At 61.1% G+C, this 21375-nt stretch carries 18 protein-coding genes; 8 read left to right on the top strand and 10 right to left on the bottom strand.

From position 1 onward, the window contains the following. The first annotated feature begins 614 nt into the window (after positions 1-614). Positions 615-830: a hypothetical protein gene (locus tag CVV68_RS19915; protein ID WP_245933672.1), complete on the top strand. Its 216-nt coding sequence runs from the start codon at positions 615-617 to the stop codon at positions 828-830. Between the two features lie 769 nt (positions 831-1599). Here the strand turns inward: CVV68_RS19915 and CVV68_RS19910 are convergent. The 6 genes from CVV68_RS19910 to CVV68_RS19885 all read right to left on the bottom strand — a co-directional run bounded on the left by CVV68_RS19910 (position 1600) and on the right by CVV68_RS19885 (position 9748). Beyond that, the gene (locus CVV68_RS19910) at positions 1600-3258 is read right to left on the bottom strand and encodes a thiamine pyrophosphate-binding protein (RefSeq protein ID WP_110502743.1); all 1659 of its coding nucleotides are present in this window, start codon (positions 3256-3258) and stop codon (positions 1600-1602) included. Positions 3259-3355: 97 nt separating this feature from the next. Continuing rightward, the gene (locus tag CVV68_RS19905) at positions 3356-4129 is read right to left on the bottom strand and encodes a cyclase family protein (protein WP_110502742.1); all 774 of its coding nucleotides are present in this window, start codon (positions 4127-4129) and stop codon (positions 3356-3358) included. A 65-nt stretch (positions 4130-4194) separates the two neighbouring features. Then, complete coding sequence (locus CVV68_RS19900) at positions 4195-5817, bottom strand: phytoene desaturase family protein (RefSeq protein WP_110502741.1); 1623 nt, start codon at positions 5815-5817, stop codon at positions 4195-4197. 42 nt (positions 5818-5859) lie between these two features. Continuing rightward, on the bottom strand, positions 5860-7617 hold the full coding sequence (locus tag CVV68_RS19895) for a flavin reductase (protein WP_110502740.1): 1758 nt from the start codon (positions 7615-7617) through the stop codon (positions 5860-5862). 46 nt (positions 7618-7663) lie between these two features. Next, positions 7664-8899: a styrene monooxygenase/indole monooxygenase family protein gene (locus CVV68_RS19890; protein WP_110502739.1), complete on the bottom strand. Its 1236-nt coding sequence runs from the start codon at positions 8897-8899 to the stop codon at positions 7664-7666. Between the two features lie 51 nt (positions 8900-8950). Next, positions 8951-9748: an SDR family oxidoreductase gene (locus tag CVV68_RS19885; protein ID WP_110502738.1), complete on the bottom strand. Its 798-nt coding sequence runs from the start codon at positions 9746-9748 to the stop codon at positions 8951-8953. 177 nt (positions 9749-9925) lie between these two features. Here CVV68_RS19885 and CVV68_RS19880 point away from each other — a divergent pair, with 177 nt between their 5' ends. After that, positions 9926-10951: an AraC family transcriptional regulator gene (locus CVV68_RS19880; protein ID WP_110502737.1), complete on the top strand. Its 1026-nt coding sequence runs from the start codon at positions 9926-9928 to the stop codon at positions 10949-10951. A 1164-nt stretch (positions 10952-12115) separates the two neighbouring features. On the opposite strand, the gene CVV68_RS24695 is transcribed toward CVV68_RS19880, so the two are convergent. Further along, positions 12116-12865, bottom strand: a complete 750-nt coding sequence (locus CVV68_RS24695) for a permease (RefSeq protein WP_211320929.1) — start codon at positions 12863-12865, stop codon at positions 12116-12118. Further along, the gene (locus tag CVV68_RS24690; RefSeq protein ID WP_211320928.1) at positions 12778-13356 is read right to left on the bottom strand and encodes a permease; all 579 of its coding nucleotides are present in this window, start codon (positions 13354-13356) and stop codon (positions 12778-12780) included. Before CVV68_RS24690 ends, CVV68_RS24695 begins: the two co-directional genes overlap by 88 nt. 691 nt (positions 13357-14047) lie before the next feature. On the opposite strand from CVV68_RS24690, the gene CVV68_RS23650 reads away from it, so the two are divergent. Both CVV68_RS23650 and CVV68_RS19860 read left to right on the top strand, forming a co-directional pair. Further along, positions 14048-14188, top strand: a complete 141-nt coding sequence (locus tag CVV68_RS23650) for a hypothetical protein (protein WP_170133263.1) — start codon at positions 14048-14050, stop codon at positions 14186-14188. A gap of 2 nt (positions 14189-14190) precedes the next feature. Continuing rightward, a complete protein-coding gene (locus CVV68_RS19860; RefSeq protein WP_110502734.1) occupies positions 14191-14718 on the top strand; it encodes an alpha/beta hydrolase family protein in 528 nt (175 codons plus the stop codon). Between the two features lie 53 nt (positions 14719-14771). Here CVV68_RS19860 and CVV68_RS19855 read toward each other — a convergent pair whose 3' ends face one another. Then, the gene (locus tag CVV68_RS19855) at positions 14772-15173 is read right to left on the bottom strand and encodes a MerR family transcriptional regulator (protein WP_211320927.1); all 402 of its coding nucleotides are present in this window, start codon (positions 15171-15173) and stop codon (positions 14772-14774) included. Between the two features lie 296 nt (positions 15174-15469). Here CVV68_RS19855 and CVV68_RS19850 point away from each other — a divergent pair, with 296 nt between their 5' ends. Continuing rightward, entirely contained in the window at positions 15470-16870 is a 1401-nt protein-coding gene (locus tag CVV68_RS19850; protein WP_245933671.1) for a SulP family inorganic anion transporter, read from the top strand. Between the two features lie 568 nt (positions 16871-17438). Here CVV68_RS19850 and CVV68_RS19845 read toward each other — a convergent pair. Further along, complete coding sequence (locus CVV68_RS19845) at positions 17439-17702, bottom strand: LapA family protein (protein ID WP_306415713.1); 264 nt, start codon at positions 17700-17702, stop codon at positions 17439-17441. A gap of 397 nt (positions 17703-18099) precedes the next feature. On the opposite strand from CVV68_RS19845, the gene CVV68_RS19840 reads away from it, so the two are divergent. The 3 genes from CVV68_RS19840 (at position 18100) to CVV68_RS19830 (ending at position 21132) form a co-directional block, all read left to right on the top strand. Continuing rightward, the gene (locus tag CVV68_RS19840) at positions 18100-19278 is read left to right on the top strand and encodes a cation:proton antiporter domain-containing protein (RefSeq protein ID WP_110502731.1); all 1179 of its coding nucleotides are present in this window, start codon (positions 18100-18102) and stop codon (positions 19276-19278) included. Between the two features lie 125 nt (positions 19279-19403). Next, the gene (locus CVV68_RS19835; RefSeq protein ID WP_110502730.1) at positions 19404-19715 is read left to right on the top strand and encodes a hypothetical protein; all 312 of its coding nucleotides are present in this window, start codon (positions 19404-19406) and stop codon (positions 19713-19715) included. Positions 19716-19740: 25 nt separating this feature from the next. Next, positions 19741-21132, top strand: coding sequence for a DUF2254 domain-containing protein (locus CVV68_RS19830; RefSeq protein WP_211320926.1), 1392 nt, complete (start codon positions 19741-19743; stop codon positions 21130-21132). The last annotated feature ends 243 nt before the right edge of the window (positions 21133-21375 follow it).

The raw sequence follows: 21375 nt of genomic DNA, 5'->3' as shown, positions 1-21375 counted from the left end.
CCAAGGCAATCAGCGAACCGTGGAGGGATTGGAACTCGAAACGTCCTAAACGTGTCCTCCATGTCCCTTCACAAGGCCAATACCCGATGCGTAGAGGCCGCCCTGGACACCGCCGGCCCCTCAACCGGGGTCGCTGCGCAGTCCATGACCTTCTTCCCACCTGTTACGGGCGCTTGTTACCACGCAAGGCACGAACTCTGCACCAACTGTGGCTGTAGCTGCCATCCATCCACCGCCAGGCCCTGACCCCCCATCGCCCACTGACCTGAGATCAATATTGACGAGTGCTCGTTGATTGGAATGTATCCCTGTATATGCCGCAGCACAGTCGGATGGCCACTTGGCAATGGCCAAGATGGCAACCGCCAACCGCTCTCACAACGCATCCCGTCGACCGACGCCGCGATCAACACGTCCGTTTGGCCTTCTGTGGATATGCGGCAGGTTAACTTGCCACTCGCTCCGTTTGGTCATACGGAGACACTTCGCTCAGGCCGTCCTGCGGAGGTCATGAAAAAGATTCAATCTATTTCATCATGAACGATTGACTTGAACGTCCGTTCATGTCAGGATATTCCCAATATCGTGTCACACATCACAGAAAGCCGTACACCATGCGAAGTCAAACCCTCGAGCCATTGGAAGTCATCGCCGCCACGCCCGGCCAACGTCACGAACTGCTCGATGACGCCGAGGCCAAGCTCCGGCAGATAGCAATGGACCACAGGTGTGGCGGCATCCTGGTCACCCGCCATAATCCAATTCGGTACTCGCTCACGCTCAGTGACACGGTTCCCTTTGGGGAAACCTGGGAGCAGACACTCGCGTAACAGTCGGCAGGGACCGCAAGGCCGCGACAGCTCCGTGGACTTACTTCGGCTCTGTCCCTCCACGACATCATCGGGCTCTTCAGGATTGGGAGTGTAGAGGGCGTCGCCGCTGTGTGAGCCAAATTTCGTCAGGTTGTTCCAAAACAAGGTGAGGGCCTTGCGGTAGAAATCGAGATCTTAGACAATCTGATTCTCTCCCAAGGCCCTCACCTCAACCCAAACAGCTTCCCCGGCCCAAAGCCCTTATGCGGCAGCGTGGGCTACGCCCTCAACTCTGAAGCCACTAAAAGTGCCACACTTGGGGCCGAGCATCAGCCGCCAGCCACTGCCGATTGATAGTCGATCTCCGAAAAACGGGCATCCCTCGGCCCAAGCCCGAGGCGTAAAATAGTGAGAACGGTTGACGGCCAACACGGTTCCGTGGCAAATCGCTGACAAGCCTGTTTTTGCGGCATTGGACGCCCAAGCGAAAAGAACGTCGGGACCAAAAAGCAACCGCTCCCCTTTTACTCCCCCTTTTGAGCCAAAGACTACGGCAATGCACGACATGCCGCGGTCCTCGGAAACAACAAATTACTCCGGAAGCACACGGATTATGGCAAGTAACTGTACCCATCAAAATCCAGATCCCGAGTTTCTCTTGGCCGCCGCTTCGAGTCCGGCCGGGGGCACAACATGGCCCTGACCTGCGGTTATACCTCGCAGGTCAGAACCATTTGGAGCCAGCTCATGTCTTACTCATCTTATTCAGCGCCACTTATAGATGGCTTTAGTGCCCCTTGAATGCCTCAGCGAGCCACCATGAACCGGAATCCGAGGCGATCTTTGCATCGATTATCAGTGGACGGCTGGGATTTGAATCCAGCCATTCACTGACGGCATCCAGGTCCGCGAGGCTGCGAACTGTGATGCCATCGGCGCCAAAGCCACGTCCGATGGCGGCGAAATCGGTGTCAGGGAATTGTACTAAGCTCATGTCTGCATCTGGATTGTCGGTCGCGAAGTGGTGCACTTCAGCACCGTAGGCGGCGTCGTTGTAGACGATGCATACCAAGGGCATGTTGAGGCGCACGGCTGTGTCCAGTTCCGCGATGGCCATGTGGAATCCGCCGTCCCCTGCCCCCAAGACAGGCAGGCGCTGCGGCTGGGCGAGCGCTGCTCCAATAGCTGTGTATAAGCCCAGCCCAATGGATTGAAAGGCCTGGGTGAAACAGAAACCGAACTCGTCCGGCACGGAGAGGTATTGGCTCGGGTAGCCCATAAAGTTCCCTGAATCCACGCTGACAATACGCTCGGTTGGCAGCAGTTCATCCAGCCGATTGGTCAACGTGCGTGGATCGATCCGCTGGGGGTCTGAGAGATCCTCGAACTCAACTTGCTGCCAATGAATGCAATCCTTGATGCGGGCGGCAACTGCGGCGCTACGGTAACCCTCACGCGGAGCGTGGCCCTGGCGCTTGATCTCAGCGAGGACATCGGTGGCGCATTCGCCTGAGTCACCCAGCACACCTAGATCGACGGGTCTGTTGGCGCCTAACGCCTGATCCTCGAGGTCGATCTGGACCACCTTGGTGTCCGCACTTATCAATTGGCCGTGGCGCATCGTCCACATGTTCAGGGCGCAGCCGAAACCCACAATCAAGTCGGAGCCGGTGATCAGCTCGGCGGCCAGCGGCGATGAGAAACCGCCGGAAATGCCGAGGTTGAAGTCATCGTCGTTGAAAAGGCCCTTGGCGACGGCGGAAGTCGCCACGAGAGCGCCCGTCTGCCTGGCCAGTTCAAGGATCTCCGTCTTGGCTCCGCGGCCACCGCGCCCGGCCACAAAGACCGGGCGCTGGGCATTTTGAATCAACTCGGCCAGTGCACTAACGGCGGCCCGCGAGGGACGAATTGTTTCGGCTCGGGAGATTTCCGCTGGCGGTTGAACGACGCCGTCGGGCACTTCCTGAGTCTGGACGTTTAGCGGCAGATTCAGCACCACCGTGCGGCGGTCATTCACTGCCCGGCGATAAGCCCGGATGGTATCTGCGACTGCCGTTTGAGCGCTGTGTACGCGCTCGGAGACTGCGTAGACAGAGGCAGCGAAACCGTCCTGGTCCATAGCGAAGTTCGAATATACGGCGCTTGGTGCAGCCTCAGCGGCCAGCACGATCATCGGGGTGCGAGACTTGGCGGCCTCCCCGATTCCTGTAGCTGCATTGGTGAGCCCACACCCCTGATGCACCGAAAGTAGCGCCACCTGCCCGCTGGTCCGAGCAAAGGCGTCCGCCATGGTCGCAGCCCCACCCTCGTGTCTGGCCGCCGTAAACGGGACCCCCTGCTCCATCAAGGTGTTCGTGATGGTGAAGTTTCCCGAGCCGACCACCCCAAAGCAATGTCCTACGCCAAGCTGGAAGAGAGTCTTGCCGACAAGTTGAGCGACGTTCATGAAAGTTTCCTTCGGTGCTGGGTTGGTCAGGGGTGCGTTGAAGTTCTCCAGGGTTGAGCGTGGCGTTTGTGCCTGCGCGCCATGGGGTGGATCGCCGCTACTTTTGAATCAGTGCCATGACGCGGGCCGGGGCACCCGTGCCGCCGACGATCGGCAGGGGGGCCACCACAATCATGGCCCCGTGGGTTGGCAGCTTGGCCAGGTTCTTCAGCGAGGTGATCCCGTATTTGTCGGCGCCGAGGAGGAAGTAGTGCACCGGGAACGGAGGGTTGAGTGTTGCGGCATTGCCGGCGTCGATCCCCACGGTTTCCACGCCGATGCCGGAGATTTTCAGTTCCTGCGCCATCCACTGTGCACATTCTGCGGTGAAGCCCGGGGTGTGCGATCCGTTCTCGTCCAGATTCAGGAAGGCCTGCTGGTCATGGCCGTACTGCTCCCAGCCTGTGCGGAAGAGCAGCCAGGCGTTGGCCGGGAATGCGCCGTGTTCTTCCTGCCAGGCAACCAAGTGGGCCACATCCACCAGAAAGTCCGGGTCGGCTTCTGTTTCCTTGGTGAAATCCAGTACGACGGCGGGCCCCACCAGGCGGGCCGGGTCCAGTTGGGCGACATCCTTGCCTTCGCGGCCGGAGATCCAGTGGATGGGTGCATCAATGTGCGTGCCGATGTGTTCGCCGGTATGGATGTTGTGGTGCTTCCAATACGGGCCCGGCTCGTTGTAGGCGGAGACTTCCTCAAGGCTGAAATCAATGAGGTTGGAGAAGGGCTCCGGCAGTACCAGGGTGGGGGTGTCTGCTGACAGGGGTGCTGTCAGGTCAACGACCTCTACCGTGCCGGTGGCCAGGGCTGCGAGGACTTCATGGACAGGACTCATTGATTCTCCTTTTTTGTGATGTGCGACTAACCAAGCAGGTATTTTGTTACCCACAAGATACCTGCTCACGTGCGGGATTTTTGGCGGCGCGGGCTTTTGCTACGACGGATGAGTTGTTGGGCGCTCAAATGTCCGGATCCGCCGCCGAGTCCCGGTCCAGGATGGGTGGCTGCGCCAATATGCCACAGACCCTTTATTGGCGAACGGCCTTTGCCCAGTCGCGGCAGGGGACGCCACAACAGGTTTTGGTAGAGCTCAGCCGAGCCGCCGTACGGGTCTCCTCTCACGGCATTGCGGTTCGATTGACTCAATTCGCGGGGGCTGATTGTCTTGATTCCGAGCACCAACTCCCCCAGGCCCGGGGCGTACTGCTCGATCCGCCCCAGCACCCTTTGGGTGTAGGCGGCAACAAGCTTTTCATCCCAGCCTTCGCTGGTATCCAATTCGCCAGCTGCATCCCCGACGGGTTCGAAGGGAAGCTCCTGTAGTTGCAGCCACAGTGTTGCCTTGCCGGCCGGTGCACGCGAAGGATCCAACACGCATTGCTGGCCGATGACAATGGTGGGATTGGCCGGGAGCAGGCCCGCTTCAGCTTGGGCGCAGGCGATCGCCGTCGAATTGGAGCCCGTGGAAAGGTGGATCAACGGTGTTTGGGCGAGCCGTTCATCGGTCCAGGGGACCGGGGCATCGAGCGCCACGTGGATTTGCATGGCTGCGCGGCCCGGCTGGTATTTACGGGCTTGGTCTCTGCTCCGGCGCGGGACTGCGGGCACATCCAGCAATTCGTCATAGAGCTGTGGCACCGACACTGAGGCCAGAATGCCGCGGCTGGCCTCAAACGTTCCGAACGCCGTTTTTACCACCGCCGCCCGGCCGTACCTTACGAGGATCGAATCCGCCTTGGCGCCCGTGTGGATTGTCACCCCATCTTCTCGCAGCAGGGATTCAAAGGCAGCGATGAACCCGTTTGCCCCGCCCTTAACAATGGGCAATCCGAATTGGTGCATGCTTGCCGCCATCACCGGGAGCATCACCCCGCCGCTGGCCTGGTCGGGGCCCAGGCCGGCATGCAAGAGCCAAGGCGCCCACAGCTGGTCCACCTCGGTGCCAACAAAGTGGCTGCGGGTCAGGTTCCGCCCGCTCATCATTCCCTGACGCAGCATCGCCTGAACCTTGGTATATCCCATGCGGAGGGCCTTGAATCCCAGCTTTGCCGCGTTGGGCAGGTCCATCTCGGCGCCCATGGCCCCAAAGATGACAGGTGCTTGCGCGCCGAATTCCTGGAGCATCACCGCATAGGCTTCTCGGTCTGGCGCGTGTTCAAAGGCTCGGGCAGTTTCCACGGGGTCGCGTTGAGCCAACACCACGCTGGCTATTCCCTTGGCATCTGATCCCACACTGCCGCACACCCACGGCGTGCCCGCATCCTCGGTATTCACATAGCGCAAACCGTGGCGGTGCAGCTCTGGCCCGAGTTCGGCGTAGGCAGCGCCCGCCATGAACAGCGGGTGCCAGGAGGAATACGTGTCATGGATGAACCCCGGTACCGTCAGCTCGCCCGAATCGATAAACCCGCCAAGCCTGTCCTTTTCCTCCAAGAGGGTCACGGTTGCCCCGGAGCGTGCCAACTCGGCGGCTGCCACGAGGGAATTGATTCCCGATCCAATCACCACGTAATCGCTTTCCATGTTCTCTCCTCATCAGGGGCTTATCGGGGGCTGGCCAGGCACTTAGCTGAAATCGGGGTGCAATGCTGTGCGGTGGTAGGCTCCGGCGTGGAATACCAAGGGGTCGCCCTCTGTCCGCGTGTATTTTTCCACCTCGCCCACGTAGATCACATGATCGCCTGCCTGGTGCCTGGCCACAGTGCGGCACTGGAAGGTGGCAACGGCGCCCTTCAGCAAGGGCACACCAGCGACTCCCTCCACAGTATCCACTCCTGCGAACTTGTCTTCCGCCGGGGTGGCGAATTGACGCGAGAGTACATGCTGGGAGGATTCGAGCACATTGATGGCAAAGTGCGTGGAGGCTTCGAAATCATCCAGCGAGGGAGCAAACTTGCTGGGGCACCAGAGCACCAGTGGTGGATCCATGGAGACGGAGGTGAAGGAGTTGGCGGTCATGCCAACCTTGTGTCCCTGCGGGGTGCGGGTCGTTACCACCGTAACGCCGGTGGCGAATTGGCCCAGCGTGGAACGGAAGTCACGGAGATCAAAGGTGGCGCTTTCCTCAGCAACGGCCCGCTCCATGAATGCTTCGGCTTCCTCCGGTTCAAACCACCAGGGGAACAAGGTGCGCGGATCGTCAAAACCGTTGGTCAAGGCTGTTGCGAGCGCTTCGTGGTGTTGGGCCTTGGCCAGGACTTTCAGCTGCCAGTCCTTGCGTTCGCGCAGCATGGAGTTGGTCCACACCGTGGAGAACTGGCCCCAGCCACGCCAGAATTCGTCGAAGGTCCGCAGCATCCACTGCTCATCGAAGCCTTCCTCGCCATGGGCGTCGATGGCGCGGGCGTAGTGATCGGCGGCCAGGGTTGCGTTGTTGGATCCCTGTCCTGTGAGTGAATCGTTGAGCATGATCGCGTCCCCCAGTCCCATGATGATCCGGCCTCCGGGCAGGGTCCCCACGGCTGAGCGGACCACGGGGTTGATGCGTCCGCGTAACGCTGCGCCTGGATCATTCAGTACGGAGCCGGCGAAGCGTGTGTATTCGTGGGGGAAGTGTTCGCGCAGAACGCCCAACGAGGTTTCAAGGTGCTCGTCCGGGGTGTTGACGTTGTCCCAGCAGTCCATGGGTCCACCGGGCAGCCCTTCGAAGACCATCATCTGGCAGGGGCCTTGGGTGCTGAGTCCGGGGAAGGTGAAGAACTCGCCTACCCCCGGCACCATGTTCATGCGAATGTGCCGGGAGTCTGTCTCCTCCCTGGTGCCGTGGGCTGGCACCACGTAGGTGACTGCCACTGCCCGTTGAGGCCGGTCGAACGGGGACTTTGCGCGGTCTGTGGCAAAGATCTGTCCCAGCTCGCCCTTACCGGTGCCCACCACCACCAGGTCAAAGAGTGCGGCGAGTTCCTCAAGTCGGCGCACCGAGAGCTTCTCAATACGGAAGTCGCCTCCGCGGCTGATGAAGGTTTCAACCCAATGAGCTGACTTGACCCGCTGGTCCACCGAGAGGGCAGGGCGGTCCAGGGTTCCCTGCCAGTCGATGGCTTCGCGGCCGGGATCCCCTGCGTTCCCCGGGATGTTGTCCCCGGAGATGTTCAGGTGCAGTCCGACGATGCCCAGCTCCTGGGTGTTTGCCCCCGGGATGTCCAGCGGCTGCTGGACACGAAGCGCCGAGGAGAAGACGCATTGGCTCGAGGTGATCGATCCGCTGCGAATCTGCTGGGCGGAACGGTCGGAGAACAAGGTGACGTTGTGCCCTGAACGTTGCAGTGCGAGGGCAAGCTGGGCACCAGATTCTCCGGCCCCGACGATGGCGATGGTACGCATTGAATGCTCCAGATGGGTGTGTGAGGGAGGCGAGCGTTTGAAGGAGTTAGCGCACTGCTTGGAAGGAATCCAGATAACCGGTTGCGGACTCCGGGCTCATGAACCACTGCGTAAAGTCCGGCGGGTAGTTGAATCCGTTGGCGAAGCGCTTGGCGATCTGCTTGTTTTCCTGTGCGGCACCCAGGACTTGCAGTGCGTGTGGGGCAGGCGGAGCCAGCATCGCATTGGTCCAGTCAGCAACGTGCTGGGCGTACTGCCAGTAGCTTTCAAACAAGCCTTGCTTGAAAGTGTCGTCGAAGGCGCCGTCGCCGTGTTCCAGGATGCCTGAGAGGTAGGCGGCCGCGCACTTTGCGGCGTTGTTGGAGCCCTGCCCGGTGATCGGATCGTTGAGGACCACGACGTCGGCCATGCCCAGCACCGTCTTGCCGGAGGGTAGGGTCGCCAGCGGGTGACGGACGGTGGGTGGGAAGCGTCCCTGCAGTACGCCGTTGGGGTCGGTCAGTTCAACCTCGGTGCAGCGGTCGGACTCCCATGGCAGGTAGGTGCGCAGGATACGCTGGGAATTTTCAAGGTGCTCCTGCGGGCTCAAACCCTTCCAGGAGTCCATGTCAGAGCCCGGCAGCCCCTCAAAAACCATGATTTCGCAGGGGCCGGTCACAGTCAGTGCCGGGAAAACAAAGTACTCACCGACTCCGGGGATCAGGTTGAAGTTCACTGCCGAATATTCCGGGCGCGGTTTCATTCCGTTCACGTAGGTCAGGGCCAGGGCACGCTGCGGTGCCGCATAGTGGCTGCGTTCGGCGTCGCGTTCAAAGAGACCTGCGATCTCTCCCTTGCCGGCGGCCACAATGACCAAGTCGCTGGCGCTCGCATACCTTTCAAGGTCCTCGACGCCGGCTTCCTCAATGACCAACTTGCCCCCGCGGGCCTCGAACACCTCCATGAAGGCCGGGAACTTTACTCGTTGGTCAATGGACTGAGCCGGGGCATCGAGCCTGTGCGACCAGCTCATGGCCTTGACGCCTGGCACCTCTGGCGGGGCAACGGTAAAGGAGATGCCTTCAACCGGCGGTGCGTCGGGCCACAGGTTAAGGGCAAGGACACGTTCGTGGCCCAGGGCTTGGTCAAACATGCACTGGCTGGAGGCGATGGAACCGTCGCGGATCTGCTCCGGGGTTCGGTTGGAAATAAGCGTGACGCTGTATCCGGCGTCGAGCAGGCCGATTCCGAGCTGGAGGCCGGACTGCCCGGCACCTACGATGGTGATGGTTCGTGAATTCATGGTTTTGTTCCTTAGTCCTAATGCGTGTGCTTGTGAGACGGGGAGGAAAAACTAGTGCGTTGCGGGTGCCGCCAGCAGTTCGATGGCGGGCTCGTTGCGTTCGGGGCCAAGAGCCGAGTAGCCGCCGTCGACCGCCCAATCGGCGCCGGTCACAAAGGAGGCCTGGTCGGAGAGCAGGAAAGCCACCACATGGCCCACTTCCTCGGGGCGCCCCACCCGGCCCAGCAAATGAAAAGGTGCGGCCACGGCGTCGGTCTTGGCCAGGTCTCCGCCGCTGAGCGTGTCCATGATCTTGGACCAGGTCCACCCGGGACTGACCGAGTTCACCCGGATGCCTTCACCTGCCAGGTCTGCGGCCATGGAACGGGTGACCTGTACCAGGGTTGCCTTGCTGGCGGGGTAGAGCCAGCGTCCGGTTTGTGAAACGCTGCTTGAAATTGAGGTGAAATTGACCACCGCACCGTGACCGGAGGCTGCCAGGAGGGGGCGGGCCAAGCGGGTCAGCATGACGGCGCTGACCACGTTGATGTTCAGTGCGGTCAGCCAGTCTGCCCTGCCGGATCCGATTCCCTCGTCAAGGTAGCTGCAGGCCAGGTTGACCAGGCCGTCAAGCCGTCCGTGTGTGTTGCCGATGTGGGCGATGAGGGATTCGAGTGCTGCGTCGTCGGTGATGTCCAGGGCATGAAATTCAACACTGGGGTGCCGGGCAGTCAGCTCCGCTCCCCCTTCATCATCGATGTCTGCGACGATGACCTTTGCCCCGGATTCAAGGAGGGAGACTGCAACTCCGGCGCCAACCTTGGTTGCGCCTCCTGTCAGCAGTACAACGCGGTCCTGAAGTGTTTTCATGAGATTCCTTCCGACACAATGAGGTGTGATCCATGTCATAATGAGTGATCTGAAGAGAAATCTACCCACCCTGCTGGCCCGTAACTATCCGCTTCGCGCAGGTCTCATCCAAATCGCGCAGGCTCGACGGTTCCCGGCTGCAAGCCCCATTTCCGGTCACCACCAAGGAGCCTTTACATGCTGATCCAGCAACCACCTGCTCCTGACGCCAACAGCGTGCTTGACGGGTTGCCGACGCTCAGAACGCGGGATCCGGGTGAGGCGCAGGAGCGGGTGAGTGAGCTTTTCTGCCGGCACGAGCTGCGGCCGCTTTCAGCACGGGGCTCGGTGAAGTTGAATCTGCGCTCCACCGGAGAAGGTTTCGGTGTGCATCTCCTGGATTACGGTGCCGCGGTCCGCATAGAACCGGATGCATTGCAAACGTTTTTTATGGTTCAGGTGCCACTTTCGGGCCGGGCCCGGCTATGCAGCCCCAACTCTACTGTTGACTCGACCCCGGCCCTCGCCTCCGTCCCGCCCATCGACCAGGATTTCTCCATGGTGTGGGAGGCGGGAACGCCCCAATTGATCATTACTGTGCCGAGGGAAGTCTTGGGCAACGCAGCCACTGCACTGTTCGGGGCGACGCTTGATGCGCCGTTGCAGTTGGCCAACAGTATGAAGGTGGCTACGCCGGCGGGGAAATTATTCATCCGCTCAGTCTTCGAATATCACGATCTACTCAACATCCCGGAGAATGCGCCGACGCCTTATGTGCGCCGGCTCCATGAGGAGGTGGTCCTTGCCCGCTGGCTTTTGGCAATGGAATCCAATTTCACCACCGCACTAGGACAAGGGCACACTGCACCTGAGGGGCCGCATCCCTCGGCCTTGGTTGCCGATTTTCAGGATCTCCTCCTTGCCCACAGCGGAGAGGATCTTAGCGTGGGAGACCTGGCTGAGGCCTTGGGTGTTTCGGTGCGTACGCTTCAGGCTGCACTTGCCAAGGAGCTCAGCAGCACTCCCTCTCATATGCTCCGTGAGGCGCGGGTGCGCAGGGCCCACCAAATGTTGACCGCGGGGAACCCCCGGATTGACAACGTGACGGATATTGCCCAACGCTGCGGTTTTGGACATTTGGGGCGGTTTGCCCAGGCCTATCGGCAGCAATTCGGGTTCTCGCCCTCGCAGTCCCTGCGCGGTCCGGGGCCAGCTAAATTCTGAACTGTTTAGCGGTATCCACCAACCGGCTCGGTGGATACAGGCAAAGGCCGACAGTTGCCCGTCCAGCAGCACGGGTCCACACCCGCCACTTGAACGGCCGACCACTTTGGTGACGAACGGCATCAGGCAGACAAAGGCTAGTTTCATGCGTGAACACCACTCTGAAGCGGGCCGGCTGACGGCGTCTCGATCTCGACGCTACCACCAGCGCCGCGGCACAGGCCCAGGCGTAAACTGGTAATCACGGACGGTAACCAGCATTGCCCCCGAGGAGGACCTCTGATGAACCTGCATTCACCAATTTCGCGCTCAAGCCCCGATAACGTCAAAGGCTCCAGCAGTGCCACTCATCTTTAACTCATCTAATTCAACCGAAACAATGGCGATTGCTGAGATGTCATAGTCGCCACAAAGGACGAAAACTCCCGGGAATATACGCATTTTGATAGCCATTGAAACCCTGTGACGTCCAGATGGTGAGATTCTCTTGGCCGTCGGTTCGAGTCCAGCCCGGGGCACCAAACATGCCTCTGACCTGCAGCGATGTCCCTTCGGCCAGAGGCGTTTAAGGCCAAAAAGGGTCCAAGTCACGTTTTTCAACGAAGATTTAGCCGCGGGGCATATACCGCGGAAGCCGAATCCGACCTAAATCATGGCCGGAGTTTCCCCGGAGGGTCGTTCATTGCGTGCCAAAACCCGCCAACAGTAGTCATTGAGCTCCATGGTTCACAAGCTGCCGATGTGCCCAATTATTTGGCCCTTCAATCGCCGTACTCTGAGCACTGAGCAACTACGATGGGCAGTGTACTTGCCAGCAGGACTGGAAACCATCTGGCACGATGACTTCGACCCTTCAACCCCGGTAGTTCGGCAGTATTCCCTTGAACCACAGGCTAATGAAGGACTGGCGCCGGTCCAGCCCACGCTGTCCCTGCAACCAGACCCCTTATCGTCTTGTCGGGACGCTGCTGGGCCACGCGGCTTTTGGGCTGGGGTTTCCGGCCCAGCGTGGCTTGTTCACTACAGGGCAATCCTGCATCGGGCCGATGCGCGATGATTGGGAACCATATCCCTTGGCGGCAGCATTGATGGTGCGAGGGCGGAACAACGAGCTGCTACTCCCAAGCTCGATACCCTCTCCGGTTTCCAGTGTTCTTGCTCGCCCTACGATTCCGGAGCTCGAGGCTCATGCCCAGAGTGGTCGGTGTGTTTGTCCACGGATTTATCACCACCGGAATGCTCGGCGTCGGAGTGGACATGGCCGGGGTCGGGTGGGCCGCCCATCATTTTGAGCATGCTGCCGGAGCCGGTGCGGAAGAACACCACGAGCAAGGCCAGCCCGATGAGGATGAAGATGATGTTGAGCCAGGTGGTGTAGTTCCAGCTGATGCCGGCGTCGATGATCGCCAGGTGCCGGTTGGTGGGGACCAGGTGGAGGGGGGTGAAGATCAGCTCGACGACGTATCCGGCGAGCACCATGGCCGCGTAGAATATCGCGGTGATGCGCAGTGCCGCCCTCGTGCCGTAATACTTCCGGTAGATGAGGATGATCGGGATGATGATCAGGTCGGCGAAAATGAAGCTGATGACTCCGCCGAAGCTGATGCCGCCATTCCACAGGACCGCGGCGAGGGGCACGTTTCCCACCGAGCAGACAAAGCTGATGACCGCGATGAGCGGTCCGATCAGGGGCCCAAGGATGAACGCCAGAGTCGGGTCATGGACGAAGAAGATCGCTTGCAGCCAGGGTTTGGGCACCCACGCGGCGAACGCCCCGGCGATGAGCAAGCCGATCAGGATGTCCCGGAGCACGGCCGCCCAATCCATCACGAAGTAGCGCGAGACCGCCGTGATACCGGCGCGGGAGAACAGCCTCGTCCAGAAGCTGCCTTCCCCTGTGACGGACATGTCCATCGCTGCGTGACCTCCATGGACCCAGCCACACCCTTCTCGGCCTGCTCCCGCGCGGCATTCACAATCTTCCCGCGCATCAGCACCCGGAATCCGAGAGCGACGAACACGATGATGAACGGGCCGCCGACGAACTCCGCCAGAGTGAATTGCCAGCCCATCACGAATGCCAGAATGAGCCCGAGTTCGAGCACCAGGTTCGTGGAGGCGATCTCGAACGCCATCGCCGCAGTGAAGTTGGCACCCTTGCGGATCAACGCCCTTGCCAGGGCCACTGCGGCGTAGGAGCACGACGACGAGGCAGCACCGAGACCAGCGGCAATAGTGAGGGAACGGGGAGAGTCATCACGCATCAGGGCAACGATTCGCTCCTTGCGAACGATCGCTTGAATCACCCCTGAGAGGGTGAATCCGAGCACGAGGGGCCAGAGGATCTGCCATCCCATCGAACCCGCAATGGCAAGAGCCCTGCCCACTGCTTCCAGGATGATCACGCAGCCCCCCTTCTCGTTCCAAGTACAGTCTCCACCCCCTGGGTGCACTTTTGGTTAGTCGGACCCTGTCGTTACGTCAGGATCAAGCCACAACTCGGACCCACTGCTGGGTGTTGGAGGATCCGGAATCGGACCGTGTGCGAGGATTCTGTGCGCAGATCCAGCTTTTGTTGACTCGCCTGTCATGTGCTATTTGTATATTTACATTGTGGATAACCAGTCGTTGTCGTTGCTGCTGCCCATCGTGGTGGGCGTGCTCCTGCTTGTCGTGGCTGGGTGGGTGTTACAGGATGCACGGTCCCACGAAAGGCAGCACCGGCCTGTGACGGTCACTGTCCTAGGGCTCACGGTGGAGAGCTCAAGCGTGTGGGCCGCGCTGTGTCTTGTGCTTTTTGCTTTCGCGTTCCCGCTGTACCTTGTTGCCAGGCGGTCGGGTAACTGAATCTGCTGACCGCAGCCCTAAATTCTCCAAGGCGAAGGTTGCCGGCTAGGACCTTCCACTGCGCAACAGTGCGCGGCGCCGCCTCCTTCTCTGTATCCCGGTGGTTGTCCCGGAATCCTTTGACGTGTCCTGGCAGCTTGACGGCATCACCATGGAGGGCTCCTTGGCCCGGCCCGCTGGCGGGGGCCCTTCCCTGCGGTGGTCCTTGTCGCGGGCAGCGGCCCGACCGACCGCAACGGGTGTTCGCCCTTGCTGCCCGCGCGCAACGGCAGCGGCCGGCTCTTCGCGGACGCCCTGGCCGATTCCGGCATCGCCTCCCTGCGCTATGACAAGCGGGCGTCGGGCCCGCACGCGGCGGTGAACGTCCCGCAGCTCATCGGGAAAAACTGAGCATGCAGTCCCACCTGGACGAACTGGTCGCAGCCGTCCAGGCGCTCATGTGGCTGGACTTCGTTGACCCCAGCCGGATTGTCGGGCTCGGCAACAGCGAGGGAGCGCTCCACGTACTCCATTACGCCACCAGCACCCAGGAGGTGCCCGTCGTCGGGATCGGGCTTGCCGCACCTCCGGGCCGCCCGATCCAGGAGGTGCTGCTGTCCCAGCTGGCCCTTCAGGTGCCAGGCTGGGCGCAGCTGCTGCCCAAGGTCCAGGAAGCGGCAGCCCGCTACACGGCCGGAGAACCAATGAATCCCGATCTGGCCCCGCCCGAAAGCGTGAAGATGCTCCTGGCCAGCTTCGAGGCCCTCGCGAACCTGCCCCTCGCCCGTGAACTCTGGGCTGAGTCCACTCGGAACTCCCTGAGGCAGGTGCAGATCCCGACCCCGGTGTTGATCGGCGGCAGGGACGTGCAGATCGACGCCACCGCCGACGGCGACCCACTCCAAGAAGCCGCCGCCGGGAAGGCCAACGGCGTGTCTTGAGGTTCGCTGGGGAGGGGCTTGAACGGTGCGATTGGTTTGTGCGCTGGGTTCAGCTACTGAGCGCGCAGCAGTGCCAGGAACTCGTCGGCCATGCCGAGTTGCTCTTCCAGCTTGGAGCGTCGCTTCGCGGCCTCTTCGATAAATCCGTTCAACTCGGAGCGAATATCGGTGTGGTCTTCTCCGAGTTTGGATTCTTCCAGTGCGTCGATCACTCGGAGAAGCTCAGACATGGCTTCCAGCGTGAACCCCAACGGCTTCATCCTGCGGATTAAGAGCAGACGTGTGAAGTCGCGTTCGGTATACAGGCGGAATCCGCCGTCCGTGCGGCCGGAGGGTTTGAGCAGGCCGACCTCGTCGTAGTGGCGGATGGTCCTCAGCGACATCTGTGAACGGTCTGCCAGCTCGCCGATGTGCATTGTCGCCACGACTTCTTCGGCCGTCATCTCGTTCACCATCACGTTACCTATCCGACACCTATCCGACTCAACCCTCACGTTAGGGTAATGTTGGAATCGCGGCTGGAAAGTCACCAGCCTACCCATTCTCCCCACCCCATTGTCGCCCACGACAGGGCTGGACTCGGGCGCAACGTGGCGCTCAGACTGATTAACCCACCGCTCTCCTGAGAGAGCCGAGCCCCTGGAGCCGCTCCCTGGCCAACGCCGAACTCCCACGCCTCATCCGCACCCCGGTCACCGTCCTGGGCGCTCTGCGCTCTCCGCGGCAGCTCTCCCGCGAGGTCCTCGCCGGCATGGTCACCACCCTCGCCCTGGTCCCGGAAGTCATTTCTTTCTCGATTGTCGCCGGGGTCGATCCGATGGTCAGCCTTGTCGCCTCCATCGTCCTGGCCTTGACGATGTCACTCCTTGGCGGGCGGCCGGGCGTGATCACTGCCGCAGCCGGATCCGTGGCGCTCGTTATCGCCCCACTCGTCCATGGTCACGGTGTCCAGTATGTTCTGCCGACGGTGATTCTTGCCGGTGTCATCCAGATCGTTTTCGGTCTGACCGGCCTTGCCCGCCTGATGCGTTTTATCCCCCGGTCGGTGATGATCGGCTTCGTCAACGCCCTGGGTGTGCTGATTTTCACCGCCCAGGTGCCCCACGTGCTCAACGTCCCCTGGCTCGCCTACGTCTTGTTTGCACTGACGCTCGGGATCATTTTCATCCTTCCCCGTTTCACCAAGGCCATCCCGTCACCGCTGGTGGCGATCGTCGTCGTCACGGCGATCGTCATCATCGCCCACCTGGTCGTTCCGAACGTCTCCGACGAAGGCCCCCTGACCGGTAAGATCCCCGGAATCACCCCTTTCCTCGTCCCTCTGAATCTGGCAACCCTGCAGCTAATTTTGCCGACCGCGTTGAGCGTTGCCTTCGTCGGTCTCATGGAAACCCTCCTCACTGCGAAACTCGTCGACGAAATCACCGATAGCCCCTCGCATAAAGGCCGCGAGTCCTGGGCCTTGGGCGTCTCCAACATCCTCGCGGGGTTCTACGGCGGTATTGCCGGCTGCGCGATGATCGGCCAAACCGTCCTCAACGTCAAGACAGGCCGGGCCCGCACCCGCATCTCCACGCTAGTCGCCGGAGTGTTCCTCTTGGCCCTGGTGACCGGGCTGAGCTCGATCATGGGACAAATCCCCATGGTCGCACTCGCCGCGGTCATGATGATCGTCGCTGTCACCACCGTCGACTGGCACAGTGTAAAACCGTCAACCCTGAAGCGGATGCCAGTCCCGGAAACGATCGTCATGGGCGTCACCGTCGCCGTCGTCGTCATCACCAGCAACCTTGCCTACGGCGTCATCGTCGGTGTCATCCTGGCCATGGTGCTCTTCGCCCGCCGAGTAGCGCACGTCATCAGTACCGACCGGACGCTGGCAGACGACGGCACGACGGTCCACTACGAAGTGGCGGGGCCGCTGTTCTTCGGGAGCAGCAACGACCTCGTCGACCATTTCTCGTACGCCGACGATCCGGCCTCGGTGACCATCGATCCCAGTCGGGCCCAGATCTGGGACGCCTCGACTGTTGCCGCCCTCGACTCCATCGAGACGAAATACCGCGACCACGGAGCCACGGTGACCATCGAAGGCCTCGACGAACGCAGCACCGGGTTCCATCGTCGCCTCACCGGCCGGTTCGGCGCCTGAACAGGCCACGCGCCCTCCAACCCCGGCGGCAGGCACGATGAGAGCCACCCGCTGGCGGCAAGTTCCCGAATGGCTTCTGCGACCCCGTCGCAGTGATCCCCGCCTGGCCAAGCCCGCCATGGCCAGCGTCGCCAACGACGAGCCTGTCAACTACACCCGGCGTCCGGATCAACTACCCTCCCCAACCCGTCATCCCATCTTTATCCCTGCGCAGGCGCACCTGGGGACGAAATTTTTGGCAGGCCTAAAACCGCCCCACAGACCAAGACAGTTCCCAGAAGCCAACACCCCATTACGCGCCGCAGCAATCACACATTCCCACGATTCCACGCCAGCCGTGAAAGACACGGCGCCCACTCTAAGAAGTGGCCGCATGCCTTTTGCCACCGCTGCTAAATGTTGGCCGCGTGGCCGTCGCGGAGCGACGATGCCTATGTCGCCCTGGTGGGGCTTGGGCCTCCGACACGGCGGGGACCCTTGTCTAGGTGATTGTGGGGACACCGCCGGCAGGCCTGCCGGGCCGGCACCGGGCTCACGGATCGGGCGTTGCTTCGTGCCGGCCGGTTGCTTAGGGTCCTGGAGGGGCCGGCGGGACGAGCCGGTGGCGGCGTTGGCTCCTTAGCTGGAGGATCCGTGCCGTCCCGGAGATCGCGACCAACACCCCGCCGGCGACCGCTGCAATGAACAGCGCCATGCCCAAGGAAAGATCCTCGGCCGCACCAAAATAGTGCACTGTCACGCGATCTTGGTTCTGCAGGATGAAGATGATGAGCAAAATCAGCAGAACCAGCCCCGCGCTGACGGCAACCCAGATCATCCCGGAGCGTGTCACCTCCTCCTTGCCGTGCAGGTCCGGGGTCGATTTCCGGGGAGGGCGTTTCGGTCGGGACGGGGACGGGTTGCCCTCCGGGCGTGAAGCGGGGCGCGGGCCCGTCGATGGACTCGGGACTGGATCAGCAGCCACGTTTGTTCATCTCCTCAAACCAGAACAAGCTCTCCATGTAGGACGGATATTTCACGGGCTACTCCTCCCCCACCCAAGTGTCCCCCACCGGCTTGTCCCTGCCCGGAAGCGTGACGGGGCCTGTCCGACATGCCCGACATGCCCGACATGCCCGATCCACGAGCCGGGCCGGGCGGCGTGGACGCCACCATAGAATGAAACCGGTGAAGGCGCAGGTACGGCGAATATCTGGTTTGCTGACGTGGTCCTATGTGCGGGAGTGACGATGGTTCCGATCCTGACGTTTGCCTTTGCGGTGTTGCTGCTGCTCGGTGTTCTCATTTCCGAACGCGCCAGCCGGACGGTGCTTTCCACGGCTGTGTTGTTTCTTCTGGGCGGCTTCGTCCTGGGCCGCGGCGTCCTGGACGTCATCCCCATGGAACCCGGGGACCCAGCCGTCGGAATCCTGGCCCAATTGGCCCTGTTCTCCGTCCTGTTTACCGACGGCATGAAAGTCGGGCTCTCAGACCTTCGCCGTGCCTGGCGTTTACCGGGGCGGGCGCTGCTGTTCGGGCTCCCGCTGACCCTCCTCATTACGGCCCTGCTGGCCCATTACCTCCTGGGACTGCCCTGGCTGCAATCCTTCCTCATGGCGGCCGTGCTGGCACCCACCGATCCAGTCTTCGCGGCCGCCGTTGTGGGGCGCACGGAAGTCCCGGGACGATTACGCCACCTTCTTAATGTCGAGTCAGGGCTCAATGACGGACTGGCCCTGCCCATCGTCCTGGTCCTGCTGGCCGTCACCGGCGGCACCAACAGCGCAATCGGCGTCCTCGCTGAAGAGATCGGCCTGGGCATTGTTGTCGGCATCGCCATCCCCCTGATCGTCATTGGGCTGGAACGACTGCCATTCCTGAAAGCAACCAAGGGCCTTCAACCCCTCCTGACTGTCTCCATCGGCCTGCTCGTACTCGCCATCTGCCAGGTCACCGGGGCGAACCTCTTCCTCGCCGCCTTCGCAGCAGGCATCACCGTCGCCACCGCAGCACCGGGATTCCGGAAGGAATTCGAACAATTCGGCGAACTGGTCTCGGAACTGCTCAAGCTCGCCGCCATCCTCGTCTTCGGCGCACTCATCACCCCCACCTTCCTGTTCAATGAGATCACCTGGTCAGGTTGGGTCTTTGCCGCACTGGCCATCGTCGCGGCCCGCCCGCTGGCGCTGTTCATCTCCTTCCTGGGCACCCGGCTGCCCGCCAAGGAACAACTCGCAGCCATGTGGTTCGGACCCAAAGGCTTCGCCTCGGTCGTCTACGGACTTCTCGTGCTTCAATCGGGCATCTCATACACCAACGAGCTGTTCCATCTCATAGCCTTGGTCATTGTGCTGTCCATCCTCGCCCATTCCTCCACCGACGTCCTCGTCGCCAAACAGTTTCAAGCCCCTGCTCCCCCAGCACCCTAACCACTGCGTCCCCTCCGCCTCGCCGTTCCGAGCTGAAGCTGCAACCCTCCAGCAACCCCGATCAGTCGTCCTCTGGAGGGTACCGGTGTCTTTGCCGATAAATTCTTTGGTAAGGCTTCACCTCCGTGGTCTACGGGTTGATCGTCCTCCAGTCGGGGACCGCCCACGCCAACGAGCTCGACCACCTCATAGCCATGGTCATTGGGCTCTCCATCCTGGTCCATTCCTCCGCCGACATCCTCAGCGAGGACAGCGCAGGACGAATTGCCAGCGTTTATCGCCGCTTCCGGCTCAACGCAGACGCCAGGGGGCTGAACCCGCACTTCGTAACGGGCAACACCTTAAAATTTGACGATGCTGTTCGTGGTACCCTCAGAAAAAAATGCATCATATACTCGACATCACTTTGGGAAAGATTGAGCACCACAAGGGCCTAAGATCATTGGACGAGGACGGGCTTCGTTGAACGGTTCTATTCATAAAGCATTCCACGTCGCACGAGATGCATTCCGCGCGCAGTTATGGCCACTCCCGATAGCGGGTGTCGTGCTCGCCGTGCTCGCTGGCGTCCTTCTGCCACATATCGATTCCAGCGTCGACGGGGACCTGCCCGGCTGGCTGGATGCGCTCGTGTTCTCCGGAGACCCTGGGGCGTCACGCACCGTCCTTGACGCTGTCGCAAGTTCATTGATCACCGTAACGGCGCTGACCTTCTCGCTAACCGTGGTGACATTACAGCTAGCAAGCAGCCAGTTCTCTCCGCGCCTGCTTCGCAACTTCACCCAAGATCTTTTCGTCCAGGTCACACTCGCACTCTTCCTAGCCACTTTCACCTACTCGCTCACGGTACTTCGGGTCGTGCGCTCGAGCGCCGAGAGCCCCAGTGTTGCCTTTGTTCCGCGGCTCGCGGTCACAACCTCTTTCCTCCTAGCCTTGGCGAGCGTCGTTGGCCTCGTCCTTTTCTTGGCACACTTGACCCGCCAGATCCGCGTCGAGACGATGCTGCGCAATGTCCACTTTGACGCAAGTGTCACGGCATCGACGAATCTCCCTAAACGCAGTGTCGACAGCCCACCCGAGCCCCCGCGACCGTCGCAACCGGCCATGGTGTCCGTCGCTTCTTCAGGGTTTTTGGTGCATGTCGATCAGGGAAAACTGGTTAGACTTGCCGACAGCCTCGATGCAGTGATCTCCTTGGACCGTGAACCCGGTGAATTCCTCGTAGTCGGAACCCCACTTGCTTCCTACTGGCGAAGAGGGGGAGGGAGAATCACCGATCCCGATGACGTCGCCAAATTGCGAAAAGGGGTGCACAAGGCTGTAGACATAGGTCCGGAGCGCACGGCCGCCCAGGACGTTGGCTACGGATTGCGTCAGCTTTCCGACGTGGTGAATAAGGCGTTGTCCCCGGGTATCAACGATCCCACAACTGCCGTACATGCTTTGGGCCACACAGCGGGTTTGCTCGTGGAGTTGATGCGATATCAGCTCGGTGCAACGACCCTAACCGGCGATAAGGATGTACCGCGGGTAATTCTCGCCAAGCCTACCTTCGAGAAATGTCTTGATTCTGCGATCTCCCAGCCTAGAAAGTACGGCACATCAGATCCGATGGTGGCGGCCAGTCTGTACCAACTGCTTTGGGGCCTGGCTTGTAATGCGCCATCCCAGCATCAGATGGCGATCGCGGACCAGCTAGAGCGACTGCAGACATCCATCGCCGGGGAGGCCTTCGACGACGTTGAACGGGCGAACTTCACTATGTGGCATCGTGAGGTGATCGCGACACTCCTACGTCAGCAAGACGGCGACGATGTCGACCCGACGACCGACACCCCTGCGCCACATTCATGAAATGCAAAACCTAATCCCGCTTCCTTGACATCTGACCTGTCGGACCATAAGAACGCAAACCGTCGCGTAACGTCCTACGCGGCCACCAACTTCAACCTGTTCGCAGTTTGGCCCACGAAAAGTGGCTCTCCTGACGTGAATGTGGGTTCGGTTATTTCTGGTATGGGAGTTTGATCTCGACGGGACCGCAGGCCAGCATTATCAGGGCGAGGGCGGCTTCTGGAGTGTGGAATCCGTAGGACC

Source organism: Arthrobacter livingstonensis (genome assembly GCF_003219815.1).
Taxonomy (GTDB): Bacteria; Actinomycetota; Actinomycetes; order Actinomycetales; family Micrococcaceae; genus Specibacter; species Specibacter livingstonensis.
This window is presented reverse-complemented; position numbering and strand designations above follow the sequence as displayed.